The sequence below is a fragment of the Enterobacter cloacae complex sp. GF14B genome (assembly GCF_004136805.1).
GTDB lineage: Bacteria > Pseudomonadota > Gammaproteobacteria > Enterobacterales > Enterobacteriaceae > Enterobacter > Enterobacter hormaechei_C.
Window position 1 is genome coordinate 25,971 of record NZ_QFRV01000031.1, and the last position, 26,442, is coordinate 52,412.

Sequence of the window (26,442 nt, forward strand, 5' to 3'; positions counted from 1 at the left end):
GCCTCTTATTGATGTTCTAATGCCGCCCGTAAAAACCCGTGATGGGCTTCAAGCCTGGCTCTGGCCGCGGCTGCATCCAGCCCGGTTAATATCATCAGAATGGCGGGTTTTACATCGTGATCGGTCTGCTGAAGCACCTTTTCCGCCTCTTCACGACTGGCGCCTGTCGCTTCCATCACCATGCGGCAGGCTCTGTCCACCAGCTTGACGTTGGTGGCCTGCATATCCACCATCAGGTTTTGGTAGACCTTGCCAAATTTCACCATCGCGCCGGTGGAGATCATATTGAGCACCAGCTTCTGTGCGGTTCCGGATTTCAGGCGCGTGGAGCCGGTGAGCGCTTCCGGCCCGACGACCGGAGAGATGGCAATGGCGGCCACCTGCGCAATCGGCGAACCCGGGTTACAGGAGATGGCCACCGTGGTACATCCCGTCTGTCTGGCGTATTCCAGCCCACCAATGACGTACGGCGTACGACCAGAAGCCGCCAGCCCGACGACCAGATCCTGCGCGGTCAGGTTCAGCGCCCTGAGATCGTCCTCCCCAAGCTGTTTATTATCTTCTGCCCCTTCCACCGCTTTCAGCAGCGCGCCGGGGCCACCGGCAATCAGGCCAACGACCAGACCGTGCGGAACGCCAAACGTCGGGGGACATTCTGAGGCATCCAGCACACCGAGGCGCCCACTGGTACCCGCCCCCATATAAATAATGCGTCCTCCTGCTTTCAGAGCGTCGGCAGCGGCGTCTACGGCTTTCGCCACCTCGGGCAATGTCTCTTTGACTGCCAGCGCGACGAGGGTATCCTGTTGATTAAAGCGGTTTACCAGCTCCAGCGTGGACAGTGCATCAAGATCCATGGTTTGCGGGTTACGCGTTTCAGAAACAAGAGAGCCTAGATTCATGTTATTTACCTCTGGAATTTTTAATTCATAATAAACGCACTATAATGGAATATAAAATTCATTCAGGCGAGCATAATTCGTATTTGCGCGGGTAATCACATTTTCGCCAGGAGACCGTATGAACTGTTTAATTCGTATTCGCCAGCGCTACGCAGGGTTTGCCCAGAGTGACAAAAAGCTGGCGGATTATTTACTTTCCCAGCCCGATCGCGCGCGACACCTCAGCTCCCAGCAGCTGGCAGGCGAAGCCGGGGTGAGCCAGTCGAGCGTGGTGAAATTTGCCCAAAAGATAGGCTATAAAGGCTTTCCGGCGCTAAAACTGGCGATCAGTGAAGCACTGGTAAGCAACCCTAATCCGCAGTCAATGCCGGTGCATAACCAGATCCGCGGCGACGATCCGATGCGTCTGGTCGGCGAAAAGCTGATCAAAGAGAACGTGGCGGCAATGCATGCCACGCTGGATGTGAACACGGAAGAGAAGCTGCTGGAAAGCGTAGCCATGCTTCGCGACGCGCGGCGTATTGTATTGACCGGGATCGGCGCCTCCGGACTGGTTGCGCGTAACTTTGGCTGGAAGCTGACAAAAATCGGCTATAACGCCATCGTTGAACAGGATATGCACGCGCTGCTGGCGACCGTGCAGGCCATGGATCCTGACGATTTACTGCTGGCCATCTCCTATTCCGGCGAGCGCCGTGAAATTAATATGGCTACCGACGAAGCCCTGCGCGTAGGAGGAAAAATTCTGGCCATTACTGGCTTCAGCCCGAATGCGCTCCAGCAGCGGGCCACCCGCTGTCTGTATACCATCGCCGAGGAACAGGCCACTCGCAGCGCGGCGATTTCGTCGACGAGTGCGCAGATGATGCTGACGGACCTGCTGTTTATGGCGCTGGTTCAGCAGGATCTGGAGCGTGCGCCAGAGCGTATTCGTCACAGCGAAGAGCTGGTAAAAAAACTGGTTTGAACAACGAATGAGCGTATAATGCCCGCCCTGTTTGTGATGTTTCTGAGAATTTCCTGATGGCGCTGTTAATCACCAAAAAATGCATCAACTGCGATATGTGCGAACCCGAATGCCCGAACGAGGCGATTTCGATGGGCGACAGCATTTATGAGATTAACAGCGACCGCTGCACCGAGTGCATTGGCCACTATGAGACGCCGACCTGCCAGAAGGTGTGCCCCATTCCCAATACGATCTTAAAAGATCCGGCACATGTCGAGAACGAAGAACAGCTGTGGGATAAGTTTGTCCTGATGCACCATGCGGACAAAATTTAACCTTCGATAATCACCGTCGCACAGGCGTAGTGGCGTTCATCTGCAAGCGTTACGTGCATGTGCGCCACGCCCAGCTTCTCCGCCAGCTTAAGCGCCTCGCCCCATAAACGCAGACGTGGCTTACCCAGCTCATCGTTAAACACTTCAAACTGGTTAAACGCCAGGCCGTTACGAATGCCCGTGCCGAACGCTTTCGCCGCCGCCTCTTTTACCGCGAAACGCTTTGCCAGAAAGCGCACCGGCTGCTGATGCGCCTCCCAGATAGCCCATTCGTTATCGCTCAGCACGCGTCTTGCGAGGCGATCGCCGCTCCGGGCGATCACCGCTTCAATGCGGGCTATTTCAACGATGTCGGTGCCTAAGCCCAGAATAGCCATTACTGACGCGCTTCCAGCATCAGGCGCTTCATCTCGGAAACCGCTTCTTTCAGGCCGCTCATCACCGCACGACCAATAATGGCGTGGCCGATGTTCAGCTCGTGCATTTCCGGCAGGGCAGCGATGGCTTTTACGTTGTGATAGGTCAGGCCGTGACCGGCGTTAACCTTCAGTCCCAGGCTCGCGGCGTAGGTTGCCGCTTTGGCGATCCGCTCCAGCTCTTTCGCCTGCGCTGCGTCGTTTTCAGCATCGGCATAGCAGCCGGTGTGAATTTCAATATACGGCGCGCCCACGCCGGCAGCGGCTTTAATCTGGGTGAAATCGGCGTCGATAAACAGTGAAACCAGGATACCGGCATCCGCCAGGCGTTTGCAGGCATCGCGCATTTTGTCGAGCTGCCCGGCCACATCCAGACCGCCTTCGGTGGTCACTTCCTGTCGTTTTTCCGGCACCAGGCAGCAGAAATGCGGCTTCGTATCGCAGGCAATCGTCAGCATCTCTTCCGTTACTGCCATCTCCAGATTCATGCGGGTATCCAGCGTCTGGCGCAGGATACGCACGTCGCGATCGGTGATGTGGCGACGGTCTTCACGCAGATGGACGGTAATGCCGTCCGCCCCAGCCTGCTCGGCGATAAACGCCGCCTGAACCGGATCCGGATACGCCGTGCCGCGCGCGTTGCGCAGGGTGGCAATGTGGTCGATGTTGACGCCTAACAGTAATTCAGCCATGACAATCCTCGGTATTTTTGTTCATTTACCTTCTCCCTCTCCCTCCGGGAGAGGGCTGGGGTGAGGGGTAAAACATTAGCTTTTCGGCATTAACTGCCTGAATAATTCGCGGCTCTTTAAAGGTTTGCCCCCAAGATACGGCTTGAGCGCAATTCGGGTAAAGCGTTTTGCCGCACGCAGGGTGTCGGCGTCCGGGAACTCGCGTTCATACAGTGCTCTGAGCTGGCGCCCGGTAAAGGTGCTGTTATCGACGACGACACTGGCAATAAAGCCCTTTTCCTCACGATAGCGATAGGTCATGGTATCTTCTACCTCGTCCCCACTCCCCGCGCAGTGCAGAAAATCAACACCGTATCCAAGGTGACCGAGCAGCGCCAGCTCGAAACGACGCAGCACAGGCTCAGGAGTGCCGGTTGCGCCAGCGAGCGACTGGATACAGTGCAGGTAATCAAAGAAAAGTTCAGAGAAGCGGGTCTCATGTTCAAGCACCCGTGAGATGAGTTCGTTGACGTACAAACCGCTGTAGAGCGTGATACCAGAAAGAGGAAGCGCGAGGGAAACGGCTTCAGCACTGCGCAGGGTTTTGACTTCCCCTCGCCCGCCAAAGCGGACCAGCAGTGGGGTGAAAGGCTGCAAGGCACCTTTGAGATTAGAACGTCTGGATCGTGCGCCTTTGGCAACAAGGCGCACGCGACCGGACTCTTCCGTGAAGACGTCCAGCATCAGGCTGGTTTCGCTCCAGGGACGACTATGCAGGACAAAGGCGCGCTGCCATCCATCCATATGCTCGTCGTCTTAGGTTACTGATCTTCGCCGTAACCGAGGCTGCGCAGCGCACGCTCATCATCGGCCCAGCCAGATTTCACTTTCACCCACAGTTCCAGGTGAACCGGTGCTTCAAACATGTCCTGCATGTCTTTACGGGCTTCGATTCCGATAGTTTTGATCTTGGCGCCTTTATTACCGATCACCATCTTCTTCTGCCCTTCACGCTCAACGAGGATCAGACCGTTAATATCGTAACCGCCGCGCTCGTTACTCTGGAAACGCTCGATCTCCACCGTCACAGAGTACGGCAGTTCAGCGCCCAGGAAACGCATCAGCTTCTCACGGATGATTTCAGACGCCATAAAACGCTGAGAGCGATCGGTGATGTAGTCCTCAGGGAAGTGATGAGTCGCTTCCGGCAGATGCTTGCGCACGATGCCCGCGATGGTATCAACGTTCAGACCCGTCTCCGCAGACAGCGGGACGATGTCCAGGAAGTTCATCTGGCTGCCCAGCCATTGCAGGTGCGGCAGCAGATCGGCTTTTTCCTGCACATTGTCCACTTTATTGACCGCAAGGATCACCGGCGTTTTGCCGTCGCGCAGCTTGTTCAGGACCATTTCGTCGTCCGGCGTCCAGCGGGTGCCTTCCACAACGAAAATCACCAGCTCTACGTCGCCAATGGAGCTGCTCGCCGCCTTGTTCATCAGACGGTTGATGGCGCGCTTCTCTTCCATGTGCAGGCCCGGGGTATCGACGTAAATCGCCTGATACGCGCCTTCAGTATGGATACCGACGATGCGGTGACGCGTGGTCTGCGCCTTACGCGAGGTGATAGAAATCTTCTGCCCAAGCAGATTATTCAGCAGGGTGGATTTGCCAACGTTCGGACGTCCGACGATGGCAATAAATCCGCAATAGGTTTTGTCGATGCTCATTCCAGCTCCAGCATTTTTAACGCCTGTTCGGCGGCAGCCTGTTCAGCCTTACGACGGCTTGAACCCGTGCCGACCACCGGTTCACTCAGGCCACTGACCTGGCAATGGATGGTAAATTCCTGATCGTGCGCTTCGCCACGTACCTGCACCACCAGATAGGATGGCAGCGGCAGATGACGACCCTGCAAATATTCTTGCAGACGCGTTTTAGGATCTTTTTGTTTATCGCCCGGGCTGATTTCGTCCAGGCGGGTCTGATACCAGTTCAGGATCAGCTTTTCTACGGTCTGGATATCGCTGTCCAGGAACACGCCACCGATCAATGCCTCGACCGTATCGGCAAGGATGGATTCACGACGGAAACCACCACTTTTCAGCTCACCTGGCCCCAGACGCAGACATTCACCCAGCTCAAACTCGCGTGCGATTTCAGCGAGGGTATTGCCGCGCACCAGCGTGGCGCGCATGCGGCTCATATCACCTTCGTCCACACGCGGAAAACGATGATAAAGCGCATTTGCAATCACGAAACTTAAAATAGAGTCGCCTAAAAACTCGAGACGCTCATTATGTTTGCTGCTGGCACTGCGATGGGTTAATGCCTGTTGCAACAACTCCTGATGATGAAAAGTGTAGCCCAGCTTCCGTTGAAGCCGATTAATTACGATGGGGTTCATGCGATACCAATAAATGAATGCGTCAAAAATGCAGCACACGAAACCGACCTGAGAAAACCAACGCGGTTTCGTGTGCCGTGGCACCCTTGCAGGGCCAACCTTAAACTTCGGGGGAATATTCTATACACAACGACAGGGGATGTCGTTAGTTCAAAGAGATTTATCGCTGAAATAATTCACGTAGCGGCGAATAAAAGCCGCTACGTGTTATTTTTGACGAAAATTAATGAATTCCGCCAATACGATTCAGGCGAACGCCGGTCGGCCACTCGCCTTCCTGCTTCTCAAAACTCATCCAGATAGCGGTTGCTTTACCGACCAGATTCGCTTCCGGCACAAAGCCCCAGTAACGGCTGTCCGCAGAGTTATCGCGGTTGTCACCCATCATGAAGTAGTGTCCCGGTGGCACAATCCAGGTCGCCAGCTGTTGGCCTGGCTGCTGGTAGTACATTGCCAGTTGATCCTGTGCGATTGGCACGGTCAGAATGCGGTGAGTGACATCGCCCAGCGTCTCTTTCCGTTCAACCAGACGAATACCGTTCTCTTTGGTTTCACCTTTGGGCACCTGGAAGAATCCGCTGGTCGCTTCACCGCCGTTACGGCGGGCAAAGGTCTGCACAAAATCACTTGGCTCAACGTTGGAGTAAGTGACTGGCAGCGCATTTTCACATGCAGTTCCAGAGCTACAGCCTGGCTGAATGGTCACCTCTTTCGCCACCGGATCGTAGGTTACTTTATCGCCCGGCAGACCTACCGCGCGTTTAATATAATCCAGCCGTGGATCTTCCGGATATTTAAACACCACGATGTCGCCACGTTTCGGATGACCCGTTTCGATCAGCGTTTTCTGGTAGATCGGATCTTTGATGCCATAGGCAAACTTCTCAACCAGAATGAAATCACCGATCAGCAGCGTTGGCATCATCGATCCTGACGGGATCTGGAACGGTTCATAGATAAAAGAACGCACCACCAGCACAATCGCCAGCACCGGGAATACCGATGCCCCTGTTTCCAGCCAGCCCGGTTTTGGGCCGACTTTTTTCAGGGTTTTCGCGTCCAGCGCATCGCCCGTGGCTGCCTGCGCGGCAGCCTGACGTTCACGGCGTTTTGGGGCGAAGATAAACTTATCCAGGCACCACAACAGACCTGTCACCAGGGTAGCGATGACCAGGATCAGGGCAAACATGTTCGCCATGCCAACTCCTTAAGGTTATTTACCGTTACCGTCTTTACCAACATGAAGGATGGCAAGGAATGCTTCCTGCGGCAGCTCAACGTTACCGACCTGCTTCATACGCTTCTTACCTTCTTTCTGCTTCTGCAACAGCTTTTTCTTACGGCTGACGTCGCCGCCATAGCACTTAGCCAGAACGTTTTTACGCAGCTGCTTCACGGTTGAACGGGCAATGATGTGGTTACCAATGGCCGCCTGAATCGCAATGTCAAACTGCTGACGCGGGATGAGATCTTTCATCTTCTCAACCAGCTCACGACCACGGTACGGTGCGTTATCGTTGTGGGTGATCAGCGCCAGGGCATCAACACGCTCGCCGTTGATCAGTACATCCACGCGAACCATGTTCGAGGCCTGGAAGCGTTTGAAGTTGTAGTCCAGCGACGCATAGCCACGGGAGGTAGACTTCAGACGGTCGAAGAAGTCGAGCACTACTTCCGCCATCGGAATTTCATAGGTCAGCGCCACCTGGTTACCGTGGTAAACCATGTTGGTCTGCACGCCACGCTTCTCAATACACAGGGTGATAACGTTGCCGAGGAACTCCTGCGGCAGCAGCATGTGACACTCTGCGATAGGCTCGCGCAGTTCCTGAATATTATTCAGCGGCGGGAGCTTGGACGGGCTGTCGACGTAGATCACCTCTTTCGACGTGGTTTCTACTTCGTAGACAACCGTCGGGGCGGTGGTGATCAGATCCAGATCGTATTCACGCTCCAGACGTTCCTGAATGATCTCCATGTGCAGCAGACCGAGGAAGCCACAGCGGAAGCCGAAGCCCAGCGCCGTTGAGCTTTCTGGCTCGTAGAACAGGGAGGCATCGTTGAGGCTCAGCTTTCCGAGCGCATCGCGGAAGTTTTCGTAATCGTCAGAGCTGACCGGGAACAGACCCGCATAAACCTGCGGTTTCACCTTTTTGAAGCCTGGCAGCGCTTTATCTGCCGGGTTACGTGCACCGGTCAGGGTATCACCCACCGGCGCGCCGAGGATGTCTTTAATGGCACAGACCAGCCAGCCCACTTCGCCGCATTTCAGCTCGGTACGGTCAACCTGTTTTGGCGTGAAGATGCCCAGACGGTCAGCGTTGTAGACCTGGCCGGTGCTCATGACCTTGATTTTGTCGCCTTTACGCATGGTGCCGTTTTTAATACGCACCAGCGAAACAACGCCGAGGTAGTTATCAAACCAGGAGTCGATGATCAGCGCCTGTAGCGGCGCATCCGGGTCACCTTCCGGCGGCGGAATATCACGCACCAGACGTTCCAGTACATCCGGAACGCCGACGCCGGTTTTCGCCGAGCAGCGCACAGCATCGGTCGCATCAATACCGACGATGTCTTCAATCTCTTCCGCTACGCGCTCAGGATCGGCGGCTGGCAGGTCGATTTTATTCAGAACCGGCACCACTTCGAGATCCATTTCCATGGCGGTGTAGCAGTTTGCCAGCGTCTGGGCCTCTACGCCCTGTCCGGCATCCACCACCAGCAGCGCGCCTTCGCAGGCCGCCAGCGAGCGTGACACTTCATAAGAGAAGTCAACGTGCCCTGGGGTGTCGATAAAGTTCAGCTGATAGGTTTCACCATCGGAAGCTTTATAGTCGAGCGTCACGCTCTGCGCTTTGATGGTAATACCGCGTTCGCGTTCCAGGTCCATGGAGTCCAGAACCTGGGCTGCCATTTCACGATCAGACAGGCCACCGCAAATCTGGATAATACGGTCAGACAGCGTCGACTTACCGTGGTCAATGTGAGCAATGATCGAAAAGTTACGTATGTTCTTCATATAGTTAAATAATTATGCCTTACGAATTCCTGGAGGCCGCTGTTCTTAGCCTGACGTTTTTCAGTGCGAAAACGCAGCATTCTACACTACATCCTCGTCAGCTGGAACTGCACTTAGAGCCAGGTATAGCGCGAAGAGACGGCGTTTTCTTTATTGCGATGTAAATAATAATAAAGCCCGGCAGATCACCGGGCCTCAGAAGAGAGCGTCTCAACACGAAGTTGGTCGGGTGCCAGTGCAACGCTGAGGATAACGGGCTGCCACGCTTCCCGGGTGGCAAGCCTTGGGGAAACGCCTTTAGCAAGCCAGAACCCGCCCACGCCGCCCAACGCGGCCCCGCACATGGCGGCCAAATCTGTGCCGAACAGCATCTGGAAAACCCCGCCCATCACGAACAGGCCTGCGAGCGGAGAAAGGTAAACCAGCATGGCGGAAGTGAGCAGGCTACCTTCAGCGATGCCGAGCTCCACTTTTTGCCCTGCCACCAGCGGCTGAGCGCTCGGCACAGTAATAGTGTGCGACGTTTGCGGCCCCAGCTTATTCAACACGCGGCTGCCGCAACCGGCTCGCGAAGCGCAACTGCTGCATGATGCTTTAACGTCACAGCTAACAAGCGCTACGCCATCCTGCCAGGATACGACCGTGGCCCACTCTTTAATCATTGCGCAGCCCTGAATTTAATGCTGTCTGAAATACGTTTTGCCGTTGGCGGCGGTAATTCACCGACAATGGTAATTTCCGCATTATCGCGCACCGTCGTGCTGACCGTCCGGCGACCGGTACGGAGCATCTGTTCGGAACTGTTCGCCGTAGCGCGATTAATATTCACCGAGAAGCTAAACAGCCCATCGGAATAGAGTCGCGACTCAACCGGAGTTTCGATAGTAGGCAGCTGGCGACGACTGCTGGAAACTTCGCTGAACCCTTGCGGGATCCAGGATGGTACCCAGTTAAAATTGACAGAATCGCCGGCAGGCACGGAAAGCAAAGGCGGCAGGCTGGCTTTGGCCAGATTCTGCATGCTGTTGCCGACCTGACTGTTTACGTCAAAGGAGATCACACGGAACTGCTCCAGCGTTTCACCGTCGCGATCGAGCAGATCAACGCGCATCGGCAGCTTCGTCTCTGCGTCAATCCAGACGATATAGCTGTAACGCGTCCCATCCCGCGCAACAACGCGGATCACTTCGCACAGCCTGTCGGCAATACGCGTTCGCCCCACCGAGATAAAATCATAGTAGGGGGCGAGACGTTTAAAATCGGTGTAAATGAGCGACGGCAGGGAGTCAACGATGTAGTCACCATTGAGCGTAAACGGCTCAAGGCCAGGCTCGAAATAGCTGATTTCGTTCCCACGCTGGACCACTTCCCGACGCGGGCCATCCATCTGTAAAAGCTGGGCGAGCGGCTGGTTATCAAGGCGGGCGTGGCGATAGCGTAACGATTCGACACCCTGCTTATTGATGCTGATAAATGCCAACTCGTAATTGAGTGACTGGCTGGCCAGATTCATTTGCTGCAACAACGCCCCGGATGAAACATCAGCCGAGGCGTTAGCAGAGAAGAACAGGCTACCCGCCATCAAAGACATGGCGAACCAAAGTTGCTTCATTACTGCGATTGCGTTCCTAAAGTTTGGTTTCCTGGCACCTGCACAGCAGCCTGCTGGGTTTGGGCCTGCTCAAACTGAAGCTGCTCGGAGTGCAGACGGCGCTGCAACTCGTAATCCTGCAACATCGCATTAATGCGACGGCGCTGCTCCTGTACCTGCTGTTGCTGTCCGCCGCTTGCGGAGGCATCTGCCGGTACGCCCAGGCTAACCGGGCTGGCTTTACCCATCATCGGCAGCGTATTAAACACTGGCGCTTCAGGTTGCTGATTGGCTTCAGACTGAGTGTTATAGTGCTGGACCCCAACGATAACTGCAAGCGATACGCACGCAGCGACCCCCATCTGGGTGAGCTGGCTGGCCCATGGACGCACCTTGTGCCAGAACGGCATTTTCTGCCACTGGTGAGGTGCAGGCTGCGCTTCAGGAATCAGCGGCGTGGTCTGATGAACAGGTTCGTTCTCAATGGCCGCCATAACGCGTGCTGAGATATCGAAATGGAGAACCTCACTGGTATCACCGCGCAGCGTGTCGCGGATAAGATGATAGCTCTCCCAGGTCTGTTGCATTTCGGGAGAATGAGACAACTCATCGAGCAGCTCATTATCCAGCGTTTCACCATCCATTAAAGCGGAAAGTTTTTCTTTCTGCATGCCTAATACCTTTTCCAGTATCCCGCTATCGTCAACGCCTGATAAGCGGTTGAACTTTATTATCAATGGCTTCTCGCGCACGGAAAATTCGTGAACGAACCGTGCCGACCGGACAATCCATGATGGCGGCTATCTCTTCATAGCTTAGGCCATCCAGCTCCCGTAACGTAATTGCCATGCGTAAATCTTCCGGGAGCGACTCGATCGTGCGAAAAACGATTTGTCTCAGTTCTTCTGACAACATTAAGTTCTCAGGGTTCGAAATTTCTTTCAGCGCGCCGCCACTTTCGAAGTTTTCTGCGTCGATAGCGTCAACATCACTTGAAGGCGGACGCCGGCCCTGAGCAACCAAATAATTCTTAGCCGTATTGACTGCAATACGATACAGCCAGGTATAAAAAGCACTATCCCCCCGGAATGAATCCAGCGCGCGATAGGCCTTAATAAAAGACTCTTGTACAACATCAGGAACATCGCCTGACGGTACATAGCGGGAAACCAGACTCGCTACCTTATGCTGGTAGCGCACCACCAGTAGGTTAAAAGCTTTCTGATCTCCCTTCTGGACCCGTTCAACCAGGACCTGGTCCGTTAACTGCTCGCTCATCCGAGGTAATGTCTCCCCAAACCAAATTCCACGCGTTATCGAAACGCCACTCTAACAACATTGCACTTTGAGCAAGCACCGAATTAGAGTGTCTGTTCTTCAATAAGTTCCGTAACGCCTTTGTTTTTGTTCATCGCGCCGCAGACCATTCATTTTCTCTCATTATAAGTCTGTTCACGATACGCACCCGCTTTCTGACAAGAATCATTAACTTTATCGTCAGAAGAGTAACGCAACACAGGCTTTATTTCACCACAAAATCTGAAGCTAACGATCTGCTTCGCAAAATATTTCCGGCCATTTAGCGCAGATTTAACCTCCGGGATTCCGTTTAGTCATTGCAACACACCTCAAAAAAAACGTGCGATATCTCGCATCGCAATGCTATTCTCCCCACACCATGTTTAGTAAATTAAACAAACATCATGAACACGACGCCTGAACTTCATTGTGATGTACTGATCATTGGCAGCGGTGCTGCTGGCCTCTCCCTCGCACTGCGCCTGGCGGAACATCAGAACGTAATCGTGCTGAGTAAAGGGCCGATGAGCGAAGGTTCCACCTTCTATGCACAAGGCGGTATTGCCGCGGTGTTTGATGAAACGGATAGCATTGCCTCGCATGTAGAAGACACCCTGATTGCCGGCGCCGGGATTGTGGATAAGCATGCCGCAGAGTTTGTCGCCAGCAATGCCCGCCACTGCGTGCAATGGCTTATCGATCAGGGCGTGCTGTTTGATACGCAGGTTCAGCCTAATGGTGAAGAGAGCTATCACCTGACCCGTGAAGGCGGGCACAGCCACCGCCGTATTCTGCACGCTGCTGATGCAACCGGAAAAGCGGTTGAAACCACGCTGGTCAGCAAAGCCCTCAGCCATCCCAATATTCGGGTACTGGAGCGCAGCAACGCCGTCGACCTGATTATTTCCGATAAAATTGGCCTGCCCGGCACGCGCCGTGTTGTCGGCGCATGGGTGTGGAATCGGAATAAAGAGAAGGTGGAAACCTGCCAGGCAAAAGCCGTTGTGCTGGCCACCGGCGGCGCCTCCAAGGTTTACCAGTACACGACTAACCCGGATATCGCCTCCGGAGACGGTATCGCCATGGCCTGGCGCGCAGGTTGCCGCGTGGCGAATCTGGAGTTTAACCAGTTCCATCCTACCGCCCTGTTCCACCCGCAGGCGCGTAACTTCCTGTTAACTGAAGCGTTGCGTGGCGAAGGCGCGTATCTGAAGCGTCCGGACGGTTCCAGGTTTATGCCGGACTTCGACCCCCGAGGTGAACTGGCACCGCGGGATATCGTGGCCCGCGCCATTGACCACGAGATGAAGCGGCTTGGCGTGGACTGTATGTATCTGGACATTAGCCATAAACCGGCAGACTTTATTCGCCAGCACTTCCCGATGATTTATGAAAAGCTGCTGAGTCTGGGTATTGATCTAACCCGCGATCCGGTGCCGATTGTACCTGCCGCCCACTATACCTGTGGCGGGGTGATGGTTGACGATCATGGTCGTACCGACGTGGATGGTTTGTATGCGATCGGCGAGGTCAGCTATACCGGCCTGCATGGTGCGAATCGCATGGCCTCAAACTCGCTGCTGGAGTGTCTGGTGTATGGGTGGTCGGCTGCGGAAGATATTACCAAACGCATGCCCTATGCACGTCCGACAACACACTTGCCGGCATGGGATGAAAGTCGGGTAGAAAACCCGGACGAACTGGTGGTAATCCAGCATAACTGGCACGAGCTGCGGCTTTTCATGTGGGATTATGTCGGGATTGTACGTACAACGAAGCGTCTGGAACGCGCGTTACGCCGCATCATGATGTTGCAGCAGGAAATCGATGAATATTACGCCAACTTCCGCGTTTCTAATAATCTGCTGGAGCTGCGCAACCTTGTGCAGGTTGCCGAGCTGATTGTGCGCTGTGCAATGATGCGCAAAGAGAGCCGTGGCCTGCATTATACGCTGGACTATCCCGAACCGCTTGAAACGTCCGGGCCGTCGGTGTTGACGCCGCAGGTTCACATAAACAGATAAAAGGCCTGGGTCAGAGCTGTGTAATCTTCGGAATAACGCTGGTCTGGCCCACGAATGACCATCCTGTCGATAAAGCACTCGCCCTCTTTCGGCGAGAGTGCCAGCAACACGCGGTGCGGTAAGCGTCCTTCCGTATCCGAAATATCGGTACGAAGACGCAGATTCCAGCCGATCTCATGTGCGATCTCAATGAAGGTATTACCCGTGCTTACAGGCAAGACCACGCAGAAAAATCCCTCTTCCGAGATGAGCTCCGCCGAACTGGTCAGTAGCGCCTTGTGATCGAGCGAGCCGGTGTAACGTGCCTGCTCGCGTTCCGGCGTGCCACATTCCACGCCTGGCGTGAAATATGGCGGATTGCTGACAATCAAATCGTAACGCGCGGTCTGCTCCGGCGCCCAGGTCAGGACATCGGCGCATTCTACCCTGATGCGTTCTGCCCACGGAGAGTCGGCAGCGTTTTCACTTGCCTGCCGGGCCGCCTGAGGATCAAGCTCAACGGCATCGATCGTGACGTGTTCTTCCGTTCGCTGCGCCAGCATCAGCGCCTGAAGTCCGCTGCCCGTACCAATATCCAGAATGCGTTTTACACCTGCGACAGGAGCCCATGCCCCCAGTAAAATACCGTCTGTACCGACTTTCATCGCACAACGATCGTGCGCCACAAAAAACTGTTTAAACGTAAAACCATCGCGGCGCAACTGCGCTTTGAGTTGAGACATGTCAGGGCAACCTTCTGAGTGAAACTGGAGTAGCATAGGGGAAAGCGAAGTGGTCGAAAAGCGATATCCATACAAACAGATGAAGATTACAGCCGTAACGTCTATAATCAGCGCCCCACACAGAGGTAGAACATGACTGTAACGACTTTTTCCGAACTTGAACTCGATGAAAGCCTGCTCAATGCCCTTGAGAGCAAAGGCTTTACACGCCCGACCGCCATTCAGGCCGCGGCCATTCCGCCTGCGCTTGAGGGCCGCGATGTGCTCGGTTCTGCGCCAACCGGCACGGGGAAGACAGCAGCCTACTTGCTGCCTGTGTTGCAGCATTTGCTCGACTTTCCGCGTAAAAAATCAGGCCCGCCGCGCATTTTGATCCTGACCCCGACCCGTGAACTGGCGATGCAGGTTGCCGAACACGCGCGTGAGCTGGCGGCGAACACCCATCTGGATATCGCGACCATCACCGGCGGCGTAGCGTATATGAACCACGCCGAAGTGTTCAGCGAAAACCAGGATATCGTTGTCGCGACGACAGGCCGTCTGCTGCAATACATAAAAGAAGAGAACTTCGACTGCCGCGCAGTGGAAACGCTGATTCTCGATGAAGCTGACCGCATGCTGGACATGGGCTTTGCCCAGGATATCGAACACATCGCGGGTGAAACGCGCTGGCGTAACCAGACAATGCTGTTCTCGGCAACCCTTGAAGGGGATGCCATTAAAGATTTCGCCGAACGTCTGCTGGAAGATCCGGTGGAAGTGTCCGCTACGCCATCGACCCGTGAGCGTAAGAAGATCCACCAGTGGTACTACCGCGCAGATAACCTTGAGCATAAGGTTGAGTTGTTGAAACACCTGCTGAAGCAGGAAGAGGCAACCCGTACCATCGTATTCGTACGCAAACGTGAGCGCGTGCATGAACTGGCAGAAATGCTGCGCAATGCCGGTATCAACAACTGCTATCTCGAAGGTGAAATGGCGCAGGTTAAGCGTACCGAAGGGATTAAGCGCCTGACCGATGGCCGCGTGAATGTGCTGGTTGCCACCGACGTTGCCGCGCGCGGGATCGACATCCCGGACGTGAGCCACGTGATCAACTTTGATATGCCGCGCAGCGGTGATACTTACCTGCACCGTATTGGTCGTACCGGCCGTGCGGGCCGCAAAGGTATTGCTATCTCTCTGGTAGAAGCGCACGACCATTTGCTGCTACAGAAAATTGGCCGCTACGTTGAGGAGCCGCTGAAAGCTCGCGTGATTGACGGACTTCGTCCGACCACACGTGCGCCGAGTGAAAAAATGACGGGTAAACCGTCCAAGAAAGCGCTCGCGAAACGTGCTGAGAGAAAAGAGAAAGAAAAAGAGAAGCCACGCGTTAAACAGCGCCACCGCGATACCAAAAATATTGGTAAGCGCCGTAAGCCAAGCTCTGCTGCGTCAGAGACAAAAACGGAAGAGTAAAAAAAAGCCGGGACATTCCCGGCTTTTTTATTCCACCCCCAAAGCTGAAACCTTACAGGCTTTCAGTAAAGGTACGCGAGATAACGTCGCGCTGCTGTTCCGGGGTCAGAGAGTTGAAACGCACCGCATAGCCAGACACACGGATGGTCAGCTGCGGGTATTTTTCCGGGTGCTCAACGGCATCCATCAGCGTTTCGCGACGCAGGACGTTAACGTTCAGGTGCTGACCACCTTCCACGCGTACTTCTGGCTGCACTTGCATTGGAATTTCACGGTATTCAATTTCGCCCAGTTTGCTCACCGGAACGATTTCGTCTTCCGCAAAACCTGCTTTCGCTACTACACAGCGCGCTTCGTTTTTCTCGCTGTCCAGCAGCCAGAAAGAGTTCAGCAGATCGTCATTTGCAGCTTTAGTAATCTGGATACCTGTAATCATGTGTTGCCTCCCTTAGGCTACATTAACTGATGCTGGCCTTTTGCGGCCAATTGGTAAAACCATTGTTTGTTGTGTGTATATATAACATTCAGACCCGGGTGATTTATTGATTTAAATCAACAAAACCACCAACCACACAAAGAGTGTGGTCTGTATTTTTTGTTTTAGATCAATTTTAAAGGGTTACTAATTCAACTTATCCTGCCTGGTTTCAACATAAATTGAGTCACTTAGCCTGCTTTTCCGCGGGTAATTTTGCTCGTTGGGGTTTAACAGGTAAGCTAGACACAGAATGAGATTCGCAGGAGAGCGAGATGACAACACCTTTAACCTGGCATGACGTGCTGGCTGAAGAGAAGCAGCAGCCCTATTTTATAAATACCCTCAGTACCGTTGCGGCTGAACGGCAGGCCGGCCAGACAATTTATCCGCCGCAGAAAGATGTGTTTAACGCCTTCCGCTACACCGAACTGAGCGATGTAAAGGTGGTTATCCTGGGGCAGGATCCGTACCACGGCCCCGGGCAGGCTCACGGACTGGCATTTTCCGTGCGTCCGGGCGTGGCCATCCCACCTTCTCTGCTGAATATGTATAAAGAGCTGGAAGGAACGATTCCGGGTTTCACCCGCCCTAATCACGGTTATCTGGAAAGCTGGGCGCGCCAGGGCGTGCTGTTGCTGAATACCGTATTAACTGTCCGGGCGGGTCAGGCACACTCCCACGCCAGTCTGGGATGGGAAACCTTTACCGATAAGGTTATCAGCCTGATCAATGAGCATCGTGAAGGCGTCGTGTTTTTACTCTGGGGTTCGCATGCCCAAAAGAAAGGGGCGATTATCGATCGTCAGCGTCATCACGTGCTGAAGGCGCCGCACCCGTCGCCGCTGTCTGCGCATCGTGGTTTCTTTGGCAGTAATCATTTTGTTCTGACGAATGAGTGGCTGGAAAAGCGTGGCGAAAAGCCGATTGACTGGATGCCAGTGTTACCGGCAGAGAGCGAGTAGGGTTTGAATGTGCCGGGTCAGGCCCGGCACATAAAAGGCTTATGCCTTGTTCTGACGCCACCATTCCGCCAGCAGCACGCCGGTCGCAACGGATACGTTCAGGCTTTCAACGTTGCCAGTGCCGTCGATAGAGACGCTCAGGTCAGCGCTGGAGAGTGCCGCATCAGACAGACCATCGCGCTCCTGACCTAACACCAGCACCATTTTGCGCGGCAACGTCGCTTTAAACAACGGCGTAGCGGCACGGCTTGAGGTGGTGACAATGGTGTAGCCCGCTTTACGGAATTGCTCCAGGGCTTCCAGCACGCTGTCGCCGGTGATCGGCTGAACGTGCTCTGCACCACCTTCCGCAGTACGAATCGCCGCACCGGATTCCAGCAGCGCGGCATCCTGCAACAGAACGCCTTTCACGCCAAAGTGCGCGCAGCTACGCATCATAGCGCCCAGGTTATGCGGATTACCTACATCTTCCAGCGCCAGTACGCAGTCATCGGCATCCGCCTGGCTAACCCACTGCTGCACGGTAGTGCCGTTACGTTTTTTGATCAGGAAGCAGACGCCGCCGTGGTGTTCTGTACCGGACGCTTTTGTCAGCTCGGCATCGTCAACCACGTGGTAGGCTTTGCGGTTCGCCGCCATCCAGCGCAGCGCTTCTTTAAAGCGCGGGGTCACGCTCTGGATAAACCATGCACGAACGATACACTCCGGGCGGCTCTGGAACAGGGCCTGACAGGCGTTCTCACCGTAGACACGGGTCTCTTCCGCACGCTGACGACGCAGCACTTCCGGATCGATAAAGCTTTTTCCGCTGATACCGCCGTGATCGGCTTTTTCGGTAGTCTCTTCACCGGGCGCGCGAGAAACGGTACGCCATGGCGATCCACCGTCGCGGACAAAATCATCGCGTTTGCGATCGTCACGCTTACGGTCATCACGTTTGCGGTCATCGCCGCGGTTATTTCTGTCATCGCGGGCGGGGCGACGGCCACCGTCTGCACGAGAAGACGCCGGACGCCCGCCACCTTTTCCGGTACGCGGATTTTGGGTGCGTTTATCAGAGTCATCATCACTGCGGACATACATCACTTTGACCTTGCCGCTTTTGTTTTTCATTTCGTCGTTCATGCTTTTCTCCACCAGCGCTGCGCGAAGCGCGCAGATTACCCGATGTGCAAGCTCATAGCCATAATTTCGTACAAAAGCCTGTGACTATTGTTCCCATTGAATAAAACGCGTTGTCGTTTCATACAGGCTCACTGATAATATGTAACATATCAGAAACATTATCGGCGTTCTGCCGTTGTTCCACGGCTCTATCAGAGGTTAGTTATGAATACCGTATGTGCCAACTGTCAGGCTTTAAACCGCATTCCGGACGATCGGATGGATGACGGTGCGAAATGCGGGCGTTGTGGCCACGAATTATTTGATGGCGATGTCATTAACGCGACGGGTGCTACGCTGGACAAACTCCTCAAGGACGATCTGCCTGTTGTGGTCGATTTCTGGGCACCGTGGTGCGGCCCCTGCCGTAACTTTGCGCCCATCTTCGAAGACGTGGCTGAAGAGCGCAGCGGGAAAATGCGTTTTGTCAAAGTGAATACCGAAGCGGAACGTGAACTCAGCGCCCGTTTTCGCATTCGCAGCATTCCAACCATTATGATTTTCAAAAATGGTGAAGTGATCGACATGCTCAATGGTGCAGTACCAAAAGCGCCTTTCGACAGCTGGTTAAACGAATCCCTGTAACATTCGCGGGGCATATCTTGTGCCCCGTTCTCTCCTCTGCGAAAATGGGGTTTTTCCTGCCTTTTCGCCCATGACTGATAACGCTGTACTTCAATTACGCGCCGAGCGCCTTGCGCGCGCCACCCGCCCTTTTCTGGCCCGAGGCAATCGTATTCGCCGCTGCCAGCGCTGCCTTTTACCGCTGAAAGTGTGCCTGTGCGAAACGCTTGCGCCGAGCGAGGCGAAAAGCCGCTTTTGTCTGGTCATGTTCGATACCGAACCGATGAAGCCCAGCAACACAGGGCGTTTGATCGCCGATATTCTACCCAACACCGCAGCGTTTCAGTGGTCGCGCACTGAGCCACCTCAGGCTCTGCTCGACCTGGTGGCAAGCCCGGACTATCAGCCCATGGTCGTTTTCCCGGCATCATATGCAGGCGAACAACGTCAGGTGCTTACGGCGCCACCAACCGGTAAGCCGCCGCTGTTTATTATGCTCGACGGCACCTGGACCGAAGCAAGAAAAATGTTTCGCAAAAGCCCTTATCTTGATGCGCTGCCGGTGATTTCCGTCGATCTGTCGCGTGTTTCGGCCTATCGCTTGCGTGAAGCGCATGCCGACGGTCAATATTGCACCGCTGAAGTCGCCATAGCGCTACTGGATCTGGCGGGCGATACCCAGGCGGCCGGCGCGCTGGGCAGTCACTTCTCCTGCTTCCGCGAACGTTATCTTGCGGGAAAAACCGTTCATAAGGGTAGCGTCACAGCAACTGAGGCAGAAAGCGTTTAAAATCATCAGGTCGCTTGCATTCACAGGAGGCCTGCATGAGCCAGAGAGGGTTAGAAGCGCTACTCCGTCCGAAATCCATTGCCGTTATTGGCGCCTCGATGAAACCGGACCGCGCAGGGTATCTGATGATGCGCAATCTGCTGGCTGGCGGATTTAACGGCCCGGTCATGCCCGTTACGCCCGCTTATAAGGCGGTACAGGGGGTGCTGGCGTGGCCGGACGTGCAAAGTTTACCGTTTGTTCCCGACCTCGCCGTGCTCTGTACGCATGCGAAACGAAACCTCGAATTGCTTGAGTCGCTCGGTCAGAAAGGCTGTAAAACCTGCATTATTCTTTCCTCGCCTCCTGAACAGCAGCCCGAACTGCTGGCCTGCGCCAGCCGCTACCAGATGCGCATTCTTGGTCCAAATAGCCTCGGTCTGCTTGCGCCCTGGCAAGGGCTGAATGCCAGTTTTTCCCCGGTTCCGATCCGTAAAGGCAAACTGGCCTTTATTTCGCAGTCGGCTGCGGTATCCAATACCATCCTCGACTGGGCGCAGCAGCGTGAGATGGGCTTTTCCTATTTCATTGCCCTCGGCGACAGCCTGGACATTGACGTCGATGAGCTGTTGGATTTCCTGGCGCGTGACAGCAAAACCAGCGCTATCCTGCTCTACCTTGAACACCTGAGCGACGCCCGTCGTTTTGTGTCGGCGTCGCGTAGCGCATCACGTAATAAACCGATTCTGGTCATCAAAAGCGGGCGCAGCCCCGCGGCTCAGCGCCTGCTACATTCCCGTTCCGGGATGGATCCCGCATGGGATGCAGCGATCCAGCGCGCCGGTTTACTGCGGGTACAGGATACGCACGAGCTTTTTTCCGCCGTCGAAACGTTAAGCCACATGCGCCCCCTGCGCGGTGAAAAGCTGATGATTGTCAGCAACGGTGCAGCTCCCGCCGCCCTGGCGCTGGACGAGCTCTGGCTACGCAACGGCAAGCTGGCCACGCTGGGTGAAGAGACGCTCCAGCGCCTGCGGGATGCGTTACCGGGAAGCGTTGTTCCCGATAATCCCCTCGATTTGCGCGATGATGCCAGCAGCGATCGTTACATTAAGGCGATCACGATTTTGCTGGATAGCCAGGACTTTGATGCGCTGATGATTATCCATTCGCCCAGCGCGGTTGCGCCAGGCAGCGAAAGTGCGCGTGCGCTGATTGAGGCGGTCCGAAACCATCCCCGCGGTAAATACGTTACCCTGCTGACCAACTGGTGCGGCGAATTCTCCTCGCAGGAGGCACGGCGTCTGTTTAGTGAAGCCGGGTTGCCAACCTACCGTACCCCAGAGGGCACCATTACCGCGTTTATGCATATGGTTGAATACCGCCGCAACCAGAAGCAGCTGCGTGAAACGCCTGCCCTGCCGGGCAATCTCACCGCAAATTCGGTGGATGTGCACAGGCTTTTGCAGCAGGCCATCGAAGAGGGCGCCACTTCTCTTGACACACATGAGGTACAACCCATTCTTGGCAGTTATGGAATGCAAACCCTGCCCACCTGGATTGCCGGCGACAGCGCTGAGGCGGTACATATTGCTGAGCAGATTGGTTATCCGGTCGCGCTGAAGCTGCGCTCTCCCGATATTCCGCACAAATCGGATGTGCAGGGCGTCATGCTGTATCTGCGCACCGCGACAGAAGTACAACAGGCCGCGGATGCCATTATCGATCGCGTAAAAATGACGTGGCCACAGGCCAGGATCCACGGCCTGCTGGTGCAGAGCATGGCCAACCGTGCGGGTGCGCAGGAGCTGCGCGTGGTTGTCGAACACGATCCGGTTTTTGGCCCGCTCATTATGCTGGGTGATGGCGGCGTTGAGTGGCGGCCAGAAGAACAGGCGGTTGTCGCGCTTCCCCCTCTGAACATGAACCTGGCGCGTTATTTAATTATTCAGGCCATCAAAAGCAAAAAAATCCGCGGGAGAAGCGCTCTGCGGCCGCTTGATATCGCCGGGTTAAGCCAGTTTCTGGTGAAGGTCTCCAACCTCATTGTTGACTGTGCGGAGATCCAGCGCCTGGATATTCACCCCCTTCTTGCCTCCGGAAATGAATTTACCGCCCTGGACGTGACGCTGGATATTGCGCCCTATATCGGTGACCCGGAAAGCCGTCTCGCCATTCGTCCTTATCCTCTTCATCTGGAAGAGTGGGTGGAGATGAAAAATGGGGAGCGGGCGCTGTTTCGCCCTATCCTGCCGGAAGACGAGCCGCTGCTGCGGGCGTTCATCTCGCAGGTGACGAAGGAAGATTTGTACTATCGCTATTTCAGCGAAATCAATGAATTTACCCACGACGATTTAGCCAATATGACCCAGATCGACTACGATCGAGAAATGGCGATTGTGGCGGTCCGCCGTTCCGGAGCGGGAGAGGAGATCCTCGGCGTGACGCGCGCTATTTCCGACCCGGATAACGTGGATGCGGAGTTTGCCGTACTGGTGCGTTCCGATCTTAAGGGTTTGGGGTTGGGCAGACGGCTGCTCGAAAAACTCATTGGTTATACGCGCGATCACGGATTGTCACGCCTGAATGGCATTACTATGCCAAACAATCGGGGTATGGTGACCCTGGCGCGGAAGCTCGGTTTTGACGTTGATATCCAGCTGGATGAAGGCATTGTCTCTCTGTCCCTCAGCCTGACTTCGACGGATAAACAAGAGTAAGCTGCTGGAAATGTTACCCACTTTTACCGGCACTGGGGTATCATTGTCCGCTTATGTTGTTTGCCTGGTACAGACAACCCTTCAATGAACAGAGAAGAAACGCACTGTGATGTTGTCAAAATTTAAGCGTAATAAACATCAACAACACCTTGCTCAACTACCGAAGATTTCTCAGTCAGTTGATGATGTAGAGTTCTTTTATGCTCCCGCTCATTTCCGGGAGACGCTTCTTGAAAAGATTGCCAGCGCTACGCGACGTATTTGCATTGTGGCGCTCTATCTTGAACAAGATGAAGGTGGGCGTGCGATCCTGAACGCGCTCTATGAAGCGAAACGTCAGCGTCCGGAACTGGATGTTCGCGTGCTGGTTGACTGGCACCGTGCTCAGCGTGGCCGTATTGGTGCGGCTGCCTCGAATACCAATGCTGACTGGTATTGCCGCACGGCCCAGGAAAATCCGGGTATTGATATCCCGGTGTATGGCGTACCGGTGAATACCCGTGAAGCGCTTGGCGTTCTTCATTTTAAAGGATTTATCATTGATGACAGCGTCCTTTATAGCGGCGCCAGCCTGAATGATGTGTATCTCCATCAGCTCGATAAATACCGCTACGATCGCTACCATCTGATCCGCAATCCGCAGATGGCTGACATCATGTTCAACTGGGTTGATAAAAACCTGGTTCATGGTCGGGGTGTGCACCGTCTTGACGATCCTCATCGCCCGAAAAGCCCGGAAATCAAAAACGACGTTCGCTCCTTCCGCCAGGAACTGCGCGATGCGGTTTATCGTTTTCAGGGTGATGCCAGTAATGAAGAACTGTCCGTTACGCCTCTGGTAGGCCTGGGAAAATCCAGCCTGCTGAACAAGACCATCTTTCATTTGATGCCGTGCGCTGAGCATAAGCTGACCATCTGCACCCCGTACTTTAATCTTCCCGCCGTTCTGGTGCGTAATATCATTCAGCTGCTGCGTGATGGTAAAAAGGTGGAAATCATTGTCGGGGATAAAACGGCAAATGACTTTTTCATTCCGGAAGATCAGCCTTTCAAGATCATCGGCGCACTGCCTTATCTCTATGAGATTAACCTGCGCCGCTTCCTGAGCCGTTTACAGTACTATGTGAACACGGACCAGCTGGTTGTGCGTCTCTGGAAAGATGAAGACAACAGCTATCACCTCAAAGGGATGTGGGTGGATGACGAGTGGATGCTGCTGACCGGTAATAACCTGAACCCACGCGCCTGGCGTCTGGATCTGGAAAACGCCATCCTTATTCATGATCCTCAGCATGCGTTAGCCGCGAAACGCGATCGTGAGCTGGAGCTTATACGCACGCATACCACCGTGGTTCGTCATTATCGCGATCTGCAAAGCATCGCTGATTATCCGGTGAAAGTTCGCAAGCTGATTCGCCGTCTACGTCGGATCCGTATCGACCGCCTCATCAGCCGCATTCTGTAATACACGGGCCCTGTCATCGACGGGGCTTTTTTTATGGAGTCTGTTAATGCGTACGCCTTTCCTGATAATCCCTCTTTTCCTGACCGGTTGCAGCCATATGGCTAATGATAACTGGTCGGGTCAGGATAAAGCTCAACACTTTCTGGCGTCTGCAATGTTGTCCGCTGCGGGTAATGAGTATGCGCTGCACCAGGGGTATAGCCGGGATCGAAGTGCCACAATGGGCCTGATGTTCTCCATCAGCCTGGGGGCATCAAAAGAACTTTGGGATAGCCGCCCCTCGGGAAGCGGCTGGAGCTGGAAAGATTTTGCCTGGGACGTAGCCGGGGCAACAACCGGCTACGCCGTCTGGCAGATGGCGCATTATTAAAGGCGGATCCCTTTTCCTTTACGATGCAGCATCAGGGAGACAATAAACGCCAGCGCCCCCATGATGGTGACATACCAGAAGAAGGTCGTTTCACTGCCCCATGACTTTAGGGATAGCGCGACATATTCTGCTGATCCGCCAAACAGGGCGTTAGCGACCGCATAAGAGAGGCCTACGCCCAGCGCCCTCACCTGTGCGGGAAACATTTCCGCTTTCAAAATGCCACTGATTGCCGTGTAAAAACTAATAATAATAAGTGCCACCATAATCAAAGCGAAAGCGGCATACGGAGAGGTTGTATGCTGTAGCGCCGTCAAAAGCGGAACAGTCCCCAGGGTGAGCATGCCACCAAAGATCAGCATGGAGGTGCGGCGACCTATTTTGTCCGACAGCGCGCCAACAATCGGCTGAATGAGCATAAAGACCAGTAACGCCACCGTCATGACGACACTCGCAACGTTAGCATGCATGCCCGTCGTGTTGACCAGATATTTTTGCATATAGGTGGTGAAGGTATAGAAGCTTAGCGAGCCTGCGGCGGTAAAGCCTAATACCATCAAAAATGCTTTGCGGTTACGCCACAACCCTTTCATCGAACCGGCTTCTTTCAGCGCCCTGACCTCCTGCTGGGAGGTTTCATCAAGCTGACGGCGTAACCACAGCGCCACAACCGCCAGGGCGGCCCCCAGGGCAAACGGTATGCGCCAGCCCCAGGCGCGTAAATCTTCATCGCTAAGGATTTGTTGAAGGATCACCACAACCAGTAACGCCAGTAGCTGTCCGCCAATGAGGGTTACATACTGGAATGATGCATAGAAACCTTTGCGCCCTTCAACAGCCACTTCGCTCATGTATGTCGCGCTGGTGCCGTATTCGCCACCCACTGACAGCCCCTGGAACAGACGTGCCAGCAACAGCAACGCCGGTGCCCATGTTCCGATTGTGTCATATCCGGGCAAGCAGGCAATCACCAGCGAGCCGACGCACATCAGGCACACAGAGATGAGCATGGATGTCTTGCGCCCTTTCCTGTCCGCGATCCTGCCGAACAGCCATCCGCCAATGGGACGCATCAGGAACCCGGCGGCAAAAACGCCTGCGGTTTGCAGAAGCTGCGTTGTGGTGTTCCCTGATGGGAAAAAGATATGCGCAAAGTAGAGTGAACAGAATGAATAGACGTAAAAATCAAACCACTCTACAAGGTTCCCCGATGAGGCTCCAACAATTGCCCAAACCCGACGGCGAGTATCCTTGCCTGCTAAACTTGTGTTATCCGTATCTGCACTGGCTACGGTTTCTGTCATTTTAAAATCCCCTGTCTCACATTGCGGGCCATTGCCCACAAACAGTAAAACCGGATTTAAAACGAATCGTTAGGTAAATAAAATGTTTCCAATATGTTTCATTGGATTTTGTGAACTCGATCAGGTATCGAATTATTAGCGGACGTAGTAATTATCCCCACGCTTGCTGGTGAGCCTTTTTTCGCTGCAAATAATCTTCATCGGCACGAATTTTATCCCACCACGTTTTGAATACCGCAGCGGCCTCTGCTTTTACTGGATCGTGATCGAGGGGTTTGACCTGGCGCTTCTCATCATACTTTTTTCCGCCTTTATGATTGGCGTATCGCCGGGCACGGGTGTATCCCATCTGTATGAATTTACGCGCCATATCCATACCTACAAAATCGTTATTCCTGCGGTACTCTTCAAAGAGGGCGTAGATCTCTTCTGCCGAACGCGCTGCGACTTCAGCATTTTTATAACGCCAGTGTGGAAGGATTTCGCTTTTATAAGGCTCGACCATCAATACGCCCTGCTCACCCCGGCCCACCTGATACCGTTCGGGATGTTCGCGAAAATTAATATTGGCAAAATCTTGTTGATAATCAAAGGGACGAGTCAAAGCGGCACCATTGTTAAAATTGTTTTAACAATTGTAGGCCGGATAAGGGGAAGCCGCCATCCGGCATGTTTTCCGCGCCCAAAGCAAAAAACCCCGTACCTTACGGTACGGGGTTTTTCTTGTTTGATGCCTGGCAGTTCCCTACTCTCACATGGGGAGACCCCACACTACCATCGGCGCTACGGCGTTTCACTTCTGAGTTCGGCATGGGGTCAGGTGGGACCACCGCGCTAAAGCCGCCAGGCAAAT

General features: G+C 54.3%; 27 protein-coding genes and 1 rRNA gene. 10 read left to right on the forward strand and 18 right to left on the reverse strand.

Annotated features, from left to right (window positions below; genetic code table 11):
* Positions 1–5 precede the first annotated feature (5 nt).
* A complete protein-coding gene (murQ, locus tag DD606_RS12145; RefSeq protein WP_003860700.1) occupies positions 6–902 on the reverse strand; it encodes an N-acetylmuramic acid 6-phosphate etherase in 897 nt (298 codons plus the stop codon).
* 118 nt (positions 903–1,020) lie between these two features.
* Here murQ and DD606_RS12150 point away from each other — a divergent pair, with 118 nt between their 5' ends.
* Both DD606_RS12150 and DD606_RS12155 read left to right on the forward strand, forming a co-directional pair.
* Positions 1,021–1,869 (forward strand): MurR/RpiR family transcriptional regulator, encoded by an 849-nt coding sequence (locus DD606_RS12150; RefSeq protein WP_003860702.1) that lies wholly within the window; start codon positions 1,021–1,023, stop codon positions 1,867–1,869.
* A 56-nt stretch (positions 1,870–1,925) separates the two neighbouring features.
* Positions 1,926–2,186, forward strand: coding sequence for a YfhL family 4Fe-4S dicluster ferredoxin (locus DD606_RS12155; protein WP_003860704.1), 261 nt, complete (start codon positions 1,926–1,928; stop codon positions 2,184–2,186).
* Here the strand turns inward: DD606_RS12155 and acpS are convergent.
* The 11 genes from acpS to rpoE form a co-directional block, all read right to left on the reverse strand.
* The gene (gene acpS / locus DD606_RS12160) at positions 2,183–2,563 is read right to left on the reverse strand and encodes a holo-ACP synthase (RefSeq protein WP_003860706.1); all 381 of its coding nucleotides are present in this window, start codon (positions 2,561–2,563) and stop codon (positions 2,183–2,185) included. The genes DD606_RS12155 and acpS overlap by 4 nt on opposite strands.
* Positions 2,563–3,294: a pyridoxine 5'-phosphate synthase gene (pdxJ, locus tag DD606_RS12165; protein WP_023314662.1), complete on the reverse strand. Its 732-nt coding sequence runs from the start codon at positions 3,292–3,294 to the stop codon at positions 2,563–2,565. The genes acpS and pdxJ overlap by 1 nt, the downstream gene beginning before the upstream one ends.
* 75 nt (positions 3,295–3,369) lie before the next feature.
* The gene (gene recO, locus DD606_RS12170) at positions 3,370–4,077 is read right to left on the reverse strand and encodes a DNA repair protein RecO (protein ID WP_045894647.1); all 708 of its coding nucleotides are present in this window, start codon (positions 4,075–4,077) and stop codon (positions 3,370–3,372) included.
* Between the two features lie 17 nt (positions 4,078–4,094).
* Entirely contained in the window at positions 4,095–5,000 is a 906-nt protein-coding gene (gene era / locus DD606_RS12175) for a GTPase Era (protein ID WP_003860709.1), read from the reverse strand.
* Entirely contained in the window at positions 4,997–5,677 is a 681-nt protein-coding gene (gene rnc, locus DD606_RS12180; RefSeq protein ID WP_003860711.1) for a ribonuclease III, read from the reverse strand. The genes era and rnc overlap by 4 nt, the downstream gene beginning before the upstream one ends.
* Positions 5,678–5,900: 223 nt before the next feature.
* On the reverse strand, positions 5,901–6,875 hold the full coding sequence (gene lepB, locus DD606_RS12185) for a signal peptidase I (protein ID WP_003860712.1): 975 nt from the start codon (positions 6,873–6,875) through the stop codon (positions 5,901–5,903).
* 15 nt (positions 6,876–6,890) lie between these two features.
* Positions 6,891–8,696, reverse strand: a complete 1,806-nt coding sequence (gene lepA / locus DD606_RS12190) for a translation elongation factor 4 (protein WP_003860714.1) — start codon at positions 8,694–8,696, stop codon at positions 6,891–6,893.
* Between the two features lie 185 nt (positions 8,697–8,881).
* The gene (gene rseC / locus DD606_RS12195; RefSeq protein ID WP_045894645.1) at positions 8,882–9,358 is read right to left on the reverse strand and encodes a SoxR-reducing system protein RseC; all 477 of its coding nucleotides are present in this window, start codon (positions 9,356–9,358) and stop codon (positions 8,882–8,884) included.
* On the reverse strand, positions 9,355–10,308 hold the full coding sequence (rseB, locus tag DD606_RS12200) for a sigma-E factor regulatory protein RseB (protein WP_003860717.1): 954 nt from the start codon (positions 10,306–10,308) through the stop codon (positions 9,355–9,357). The genes rseC and rseB overlap by 4 nt, the downstream gene beginning before the upstream one ends.
* Positions 10,308–10,958 (reverse strand): anti-sigma-E factor RseA, encoded by a 651-nt coding sequence (rseA, locus tag DD606_RS12205; RefSeq protein ID WP_003860719.1) that lies wholly within the window; start codon positions 10,956–10,958, stop codon positions 10,308–10,310. Before rseA ends, rseB begins: the two co-directional genes overlap by 1 nt.
* 31 nt (positions 10,959–10,989) lie before the next feature.
* On the reverse strand, positions 10,990–11,565 hold the full coding sequence (rpoE, locus tag DD606_RS12210; protein ID WP_006176728.1) for an RNA polymerase sigma factor RpoE: 576 nt from the start codon (positions 11,563–11,565) through the stop codon (positions 10,990–10,992).
* Positions 11,566–11,990: 425 nt separating this feature from the next.
* Between rpoE and nadB the strand changes: the two genes are divergently transcribed.
* The gene (gene nadB, locus DD606_RS12215; protein ID WP_045894643.1) at positions 11,991–13,610 is read left to right on the forward strand and encodes an L-aspartate oxidase; all 1,620 of its coding nucleotides are present in this window, start codon (positions 11,991–11,993) and stop codon (positions 13,608–13,610) included.
* Here the strand turns inward: nadB and DD606_RS12220 are convergent.
* Entirely contained in the window at positions 13,595–14,332 is a 738-nt protein-coding gene (locus DD606_RS12220) for a tRNA1(Val) (adenine(37)-N6)-methyltransferase (protein WP_045894642.1), read from the reverse strand. The two genes, nadB and DD606_RS12220, sit on opposite strands and share 16 nt — an antisense overlap.
* 132 nt (positions 14,333–14,464) lie before the next feature.
* Between DD606_RS12220 and srmB the strand changes: the two genes are divergently transcribed.
* On the forward strand, positions 14,465–15,793 hold the full coding sequence (gene srmB, locus DD606_RS12225; protein ID WP_003860725.1) for an ATP-dependent RNA helicase SrmB: 1,329 nt from the start codon (positions 14,465–14,467) through the stop codon (positions 15,791–15,793).
* A gap of 52 nt (positions 15,794–15,845) precedes the next feature.
* On the opposite strand, the gene grcA is transcribed toward srmB, so the two are convergent.
* Positions 15,846–16,229, reverse strand: coding sequence for an autonomous glycyl radical cofactor GrcA (grcA, locus tag DD606_RS12230; RefSeq protein ID WP_129258693.1), 384 nt, complete (start codon positions 16,227–16,229; stop codon positions 15,846–15,848).
* A 314-nt stretch (positions 16,230–16,543) separates the two neighbouring features.
* Between grcA and ung the strand changes: the two genes are divergently transcribed.
* Entirely contained in the window at positions 16,544–17,233 is a 690-nt protein-coding gene (ung, locus tag DD606_RS12235; RefSeq protein ID WP_003860729.1) for a uracil-DNA glycosylase, read from the forward strand.
* A 39-nt stretch (positions 17,234–17,272) separates the two neighbouring features.
* On the opposite strand, the gene DD606_RS12240 is transcribed toward ung, so the two are convergent.
* Positions 17,273–18,358 carry a tRNA/rRNA methyltransferase gene (locus DD606_RS12240; protein WP_022651671.1) on the reverse strand — a complete coding sequence of 362 codons (1,086 nt, stop codon included), beginning with the start codon at positions 18,356–18,358 and terminating at the stop codon, positions 17,273–17,275.
* A 204-nt stretch (positions 18,359–18,562) separates the two neighbouring features.
* Here DD606_RS12240 and trxC point away from each other — a divergent pair, with 204 nt between their 5' ends.
* The 5 genes from trxC (at position 18,563) to DD606_RS12265 (ending at position 24,285) form a co-directional block, all read left to right on the forward strand.
* Positions 18,563–18,982 carry a thioredoxin TrxC gene (gene trxC, locus DD606_RS12245; RefSeq protein WP_003860733.1) on the forward strand — a complete coding sequence of 140 codons (420 nt, stop codon included), beginning with the start codon at positions 18,563–18,565 and terminating at the stop codon, positions 18,980–18,982.
* Positions 18,983–19,052: 70 nt separating this feature from the next.
* Positions 19,053–19,751 (forward strand): tRNA-uridine aminocarboxypropyltransferase, encoded by a 699-nt coding sequence (gene tapT, locus DD606_RS12250; protein ID WP_045894641.1) that lies wholly within the window; start codon positions 19,053–19,055, stop codon positions 19,749–19,751.
* Between the two features lie 35 nt (positions 19,752–19,786).
* Positions 19,787–22,450 carry a protein lysine acetyltransferase gene (pat, locus tag DD606_RS12255; RefSeq protein ID WP_048240395.1) on the forward strand — a complete coding sequence of 888 codons (2,664 nt, stop codon included), beginning with the start codon at positions 19,787–19,789 and terminating at the stop codon, positions 22,448–22,450.
* A 109-nt stretch (positions 22,451–22,559) separates the two neighbouring features.
* Positions 22,560–23,915 (forward strand): CDP-diacylglycerol--serine O-phosphatidyltransferase, encoded by a 1,356-nt coding sequence (gene pssA / locus DD606_RS12260; RefSeq protein ID WP_026094276.1) that lies wholly within the window; start codon positions 22,560–22,562, stop codon positions 23,913–23,915.
* Positions 23,916–23,961: 46 nt separating this feature from the next.
* A complete protein-coding gene (locus DD606_RS12265) occupies positions 23,962–24,285 on the forward strand; it encodes a YfiM family lipoprotein (protein ID WP_003860739.1) in 324 nt (107 codons plus the stop codon).
* Here the strand turns inward: DD606_RS12265 and DD606_RS12270 are convergent.
* The 3 genes from DD606_RS12270 to rrf form a co-directional block, all read right to left on the reverse strand.
* A complete protein-coding gene (locus tag DD606_RS12270) occupies positions 24,282–25,589 on the reverse strand; it encodes an MFS family transporter (RefSeq protein WP_048240394.1) in 1,308 nt (435 codons plus the stop codon). The two genes, DD606_RS12265 and DD606_RS12270, sit on opposite strands and share 4 nt — an antisense overlap.
* 151 nt (positions 25,590–25,740) lie before the next feature.
* Positions 25,741–26,193 (reverse strand): DUF4385 domain-containing protein, encoded by a 453-nt coding sequence (locus tag DD606_RS12275; protein ID WP_006811623.1) that lies wholly within the window; start codon positions 26,191–26,193, stop codon positions 25,741–25,743.
* Positions 26,194–26,321: 128 nt separating this feature from the next.
* Positions 26,322–26,437: ribosomal RNA gene (rrf, locus tag DD606_RS12280) — 5S ribosomal RNA — on the reverse strand.
* Positions 26,438–26,442 lie beyond the last annotated feature (5 nt).

What these genes read in the sequence shown, in the direction of transcription:
- lepB (WP_003860712.1), bottom strand. Translation starts at nt 6,875, where the DNA reads ATGGCGAACATGTTTGCCCTGATCCTGGTCATCGCTACCCTGGTGACA.
- ung (WP_003860729.1), top strand. Translation starts at nt 16,544, where the DNA reads ATGACAACACCTTTAACCTGGCATGACGTGCTGGCTGAAGAGAAGCAG.
- DD606_RS12265 (WP_003860739.1), top strand. Translation starts at nt 23,962, where the DNA reads ATGCGTACGCCTTTCCTGATAATCCCTCTTTTCCTGACCGGTTGCAGC.
- acpS (WP_003860706.1), bottom strand. Translation starts at nt 2,563, where the DNA reads ATGGCTATTCTGGGCTTAGGCACCGACATCGTTGAAATAGCCCGCATT.
- rnc (WP_003860711.1), bottom strand. Translation starts at nt 5,677, where the DNA reads ATGAACCCCATCGTAATTAATCGGCTTCAACGGAAGCTGGGCTACACT.
- tapT (WP_045894641.1), top strand. Translation starts at nt 19,053, where the DNA reads ATGACTGATAACGCTGTACTTCAATTACGCGCCGAGCGCCTTGCGCGC.
- DD606_RS12155 (WP_003860704.1), top strand. Translation starts at nt 1,926, where the DNA reads ATGGCGCTGTTAATCACCAAAAAATGCATCAACTGCGATATGTGCGAA.
- era (WP_003860709.1), bottom strand. Translation starts at nt 5,000, where the DNA reads ATGAGCATCGACAAAACCTATTGCGGATTTATTGCCATCGTCGGACGT.
- pat (WP_048240395.1), top strand. Translation starts at nt 19,787, where the DNA reads ATGAGCCAGAGAGGGTTAGAAGCGCTACTCCGTCCGAAATCCATTGCC.
- DD606_RS12220 (WP_045894642.1), bottom strand. Translation starts at nt 14,332, where the DNA reads ATGTCTCAACTCAAAGCGCAGTTGCGCCGCGATGGTTTTACGTTTAAA.
- srmB (WP_003860725.1), top strand. Translation starts at nt 14,465, where the DNA reads ATGACTGTAACGACTTTTTCCGAACTTGAACTCGATGAAAGCCTGCTC.
- rseB (WP_003860717.1), bottom strand. Translation starts at nt 10,308, where the DNA reads ATGAAGCAACTTTGGTTCGCCATGTCTTTGATGGCGGGTAGCCTGTTC.
- trxC (WP_003860733.1), top strand. Translation starts at nt 18,563, where the DNA reads ATGAATACCGTATGTGCCAACTGTCAGGCTTTAAACCGCATTCCGGAC.
- DD606_RS12240 (WP_022651671.1), bottom strand. Translation starts at nt 18,358, where the DNA reads ATGAACGACGAAATGAAAAACAAAAGCGGCAAGGTCAAAGTGATGTAT.
- murQ (WP_003860700.1), bottom strand. Translation starts at nt 902, where the DNA reads ATGAATCTAGGCTCTCTTGTTTCTGAAACGCGTAACCCGCAAACCATG.
- DD606_RS12270 (WP_048240394.1), bottom strand. Translation starts at nt 25,589, where the DNA reads ATGACAGAAACCGTAGCCAGTGCAGATACGGATAACACAAGTTTAGCA.
- rseC (WP_045894645.1), bottom strand. Translation starts at nt 9,358, where the DNA reads ATGATTAAAGAGTGGGCCACGGTCGTATCCTGGCAGGATGGCGTAGCG.
- pssA (WP_026094276.1), top strand. Translation starts at nt 22,560, where the DNA reads ATGTTGTCAAAATTTAAGCGTAATAAACATCAACAACACCTTGCTCAA.
- rpoE (WP_006176728.1), bottom strand. Translation starts at nt 11,565, where the DNA reads ATGAGCGAGCAGTTAACGGACCAGGTCCTGGTTGAACGGGTCCAGAAG.
- pdxJ (WP_023314662.1), bottom strand. Translation starts at nt 3,294, where the DNA reads ATGGCTGAATTACTGTTAGGCGTCAACATCGACCACATTGCCACCCTG.
- grcA (WP_129258693.1), bottom strand. Translation starts at nt 16,229, where the DNA reads ATGATTACAGGTATCCAGATTACTAAAGCTGCAAATGACGATCTGCTG.
- lepA (WP_003860714.1), bottom strand. Translation starts at nt 8,696, where the DNA reads ATGAAGAACATACGTAACTTTTCGATCATTGCTCACATTGACCACGGT.
- DD606_RS12150 (WP_003860702.1), top strand. Translation starts at nt 1,021, where the DNA reads ATGAACTGTTTAATTCGTATTCGCCAGCGCTACGCAGGGTTTGCCCAG.
- rseA (WP_003860719.1), bottom strand. Translation starts at nt 10,958, where the DNA reads ATGCAGAAAGAAAAACTTTCCGCTTTAATGGATGGTGAAACGCTGGAT.
- nadB (WP_045894643.1), top strand. Translation starts at nt 11,991, where the DNA reads ATGAACACGACGCCTGAACTTCATTGTGATGTACTGATCATTGGCAGC.
- recO (WP_045894647.1), bottom strand. Translation starts at nt 4,077, where the DNA reads ATGGATGGATGGCAGCGCGCCTTTGTCCTGCATAGTCGTCCCTGGAGC.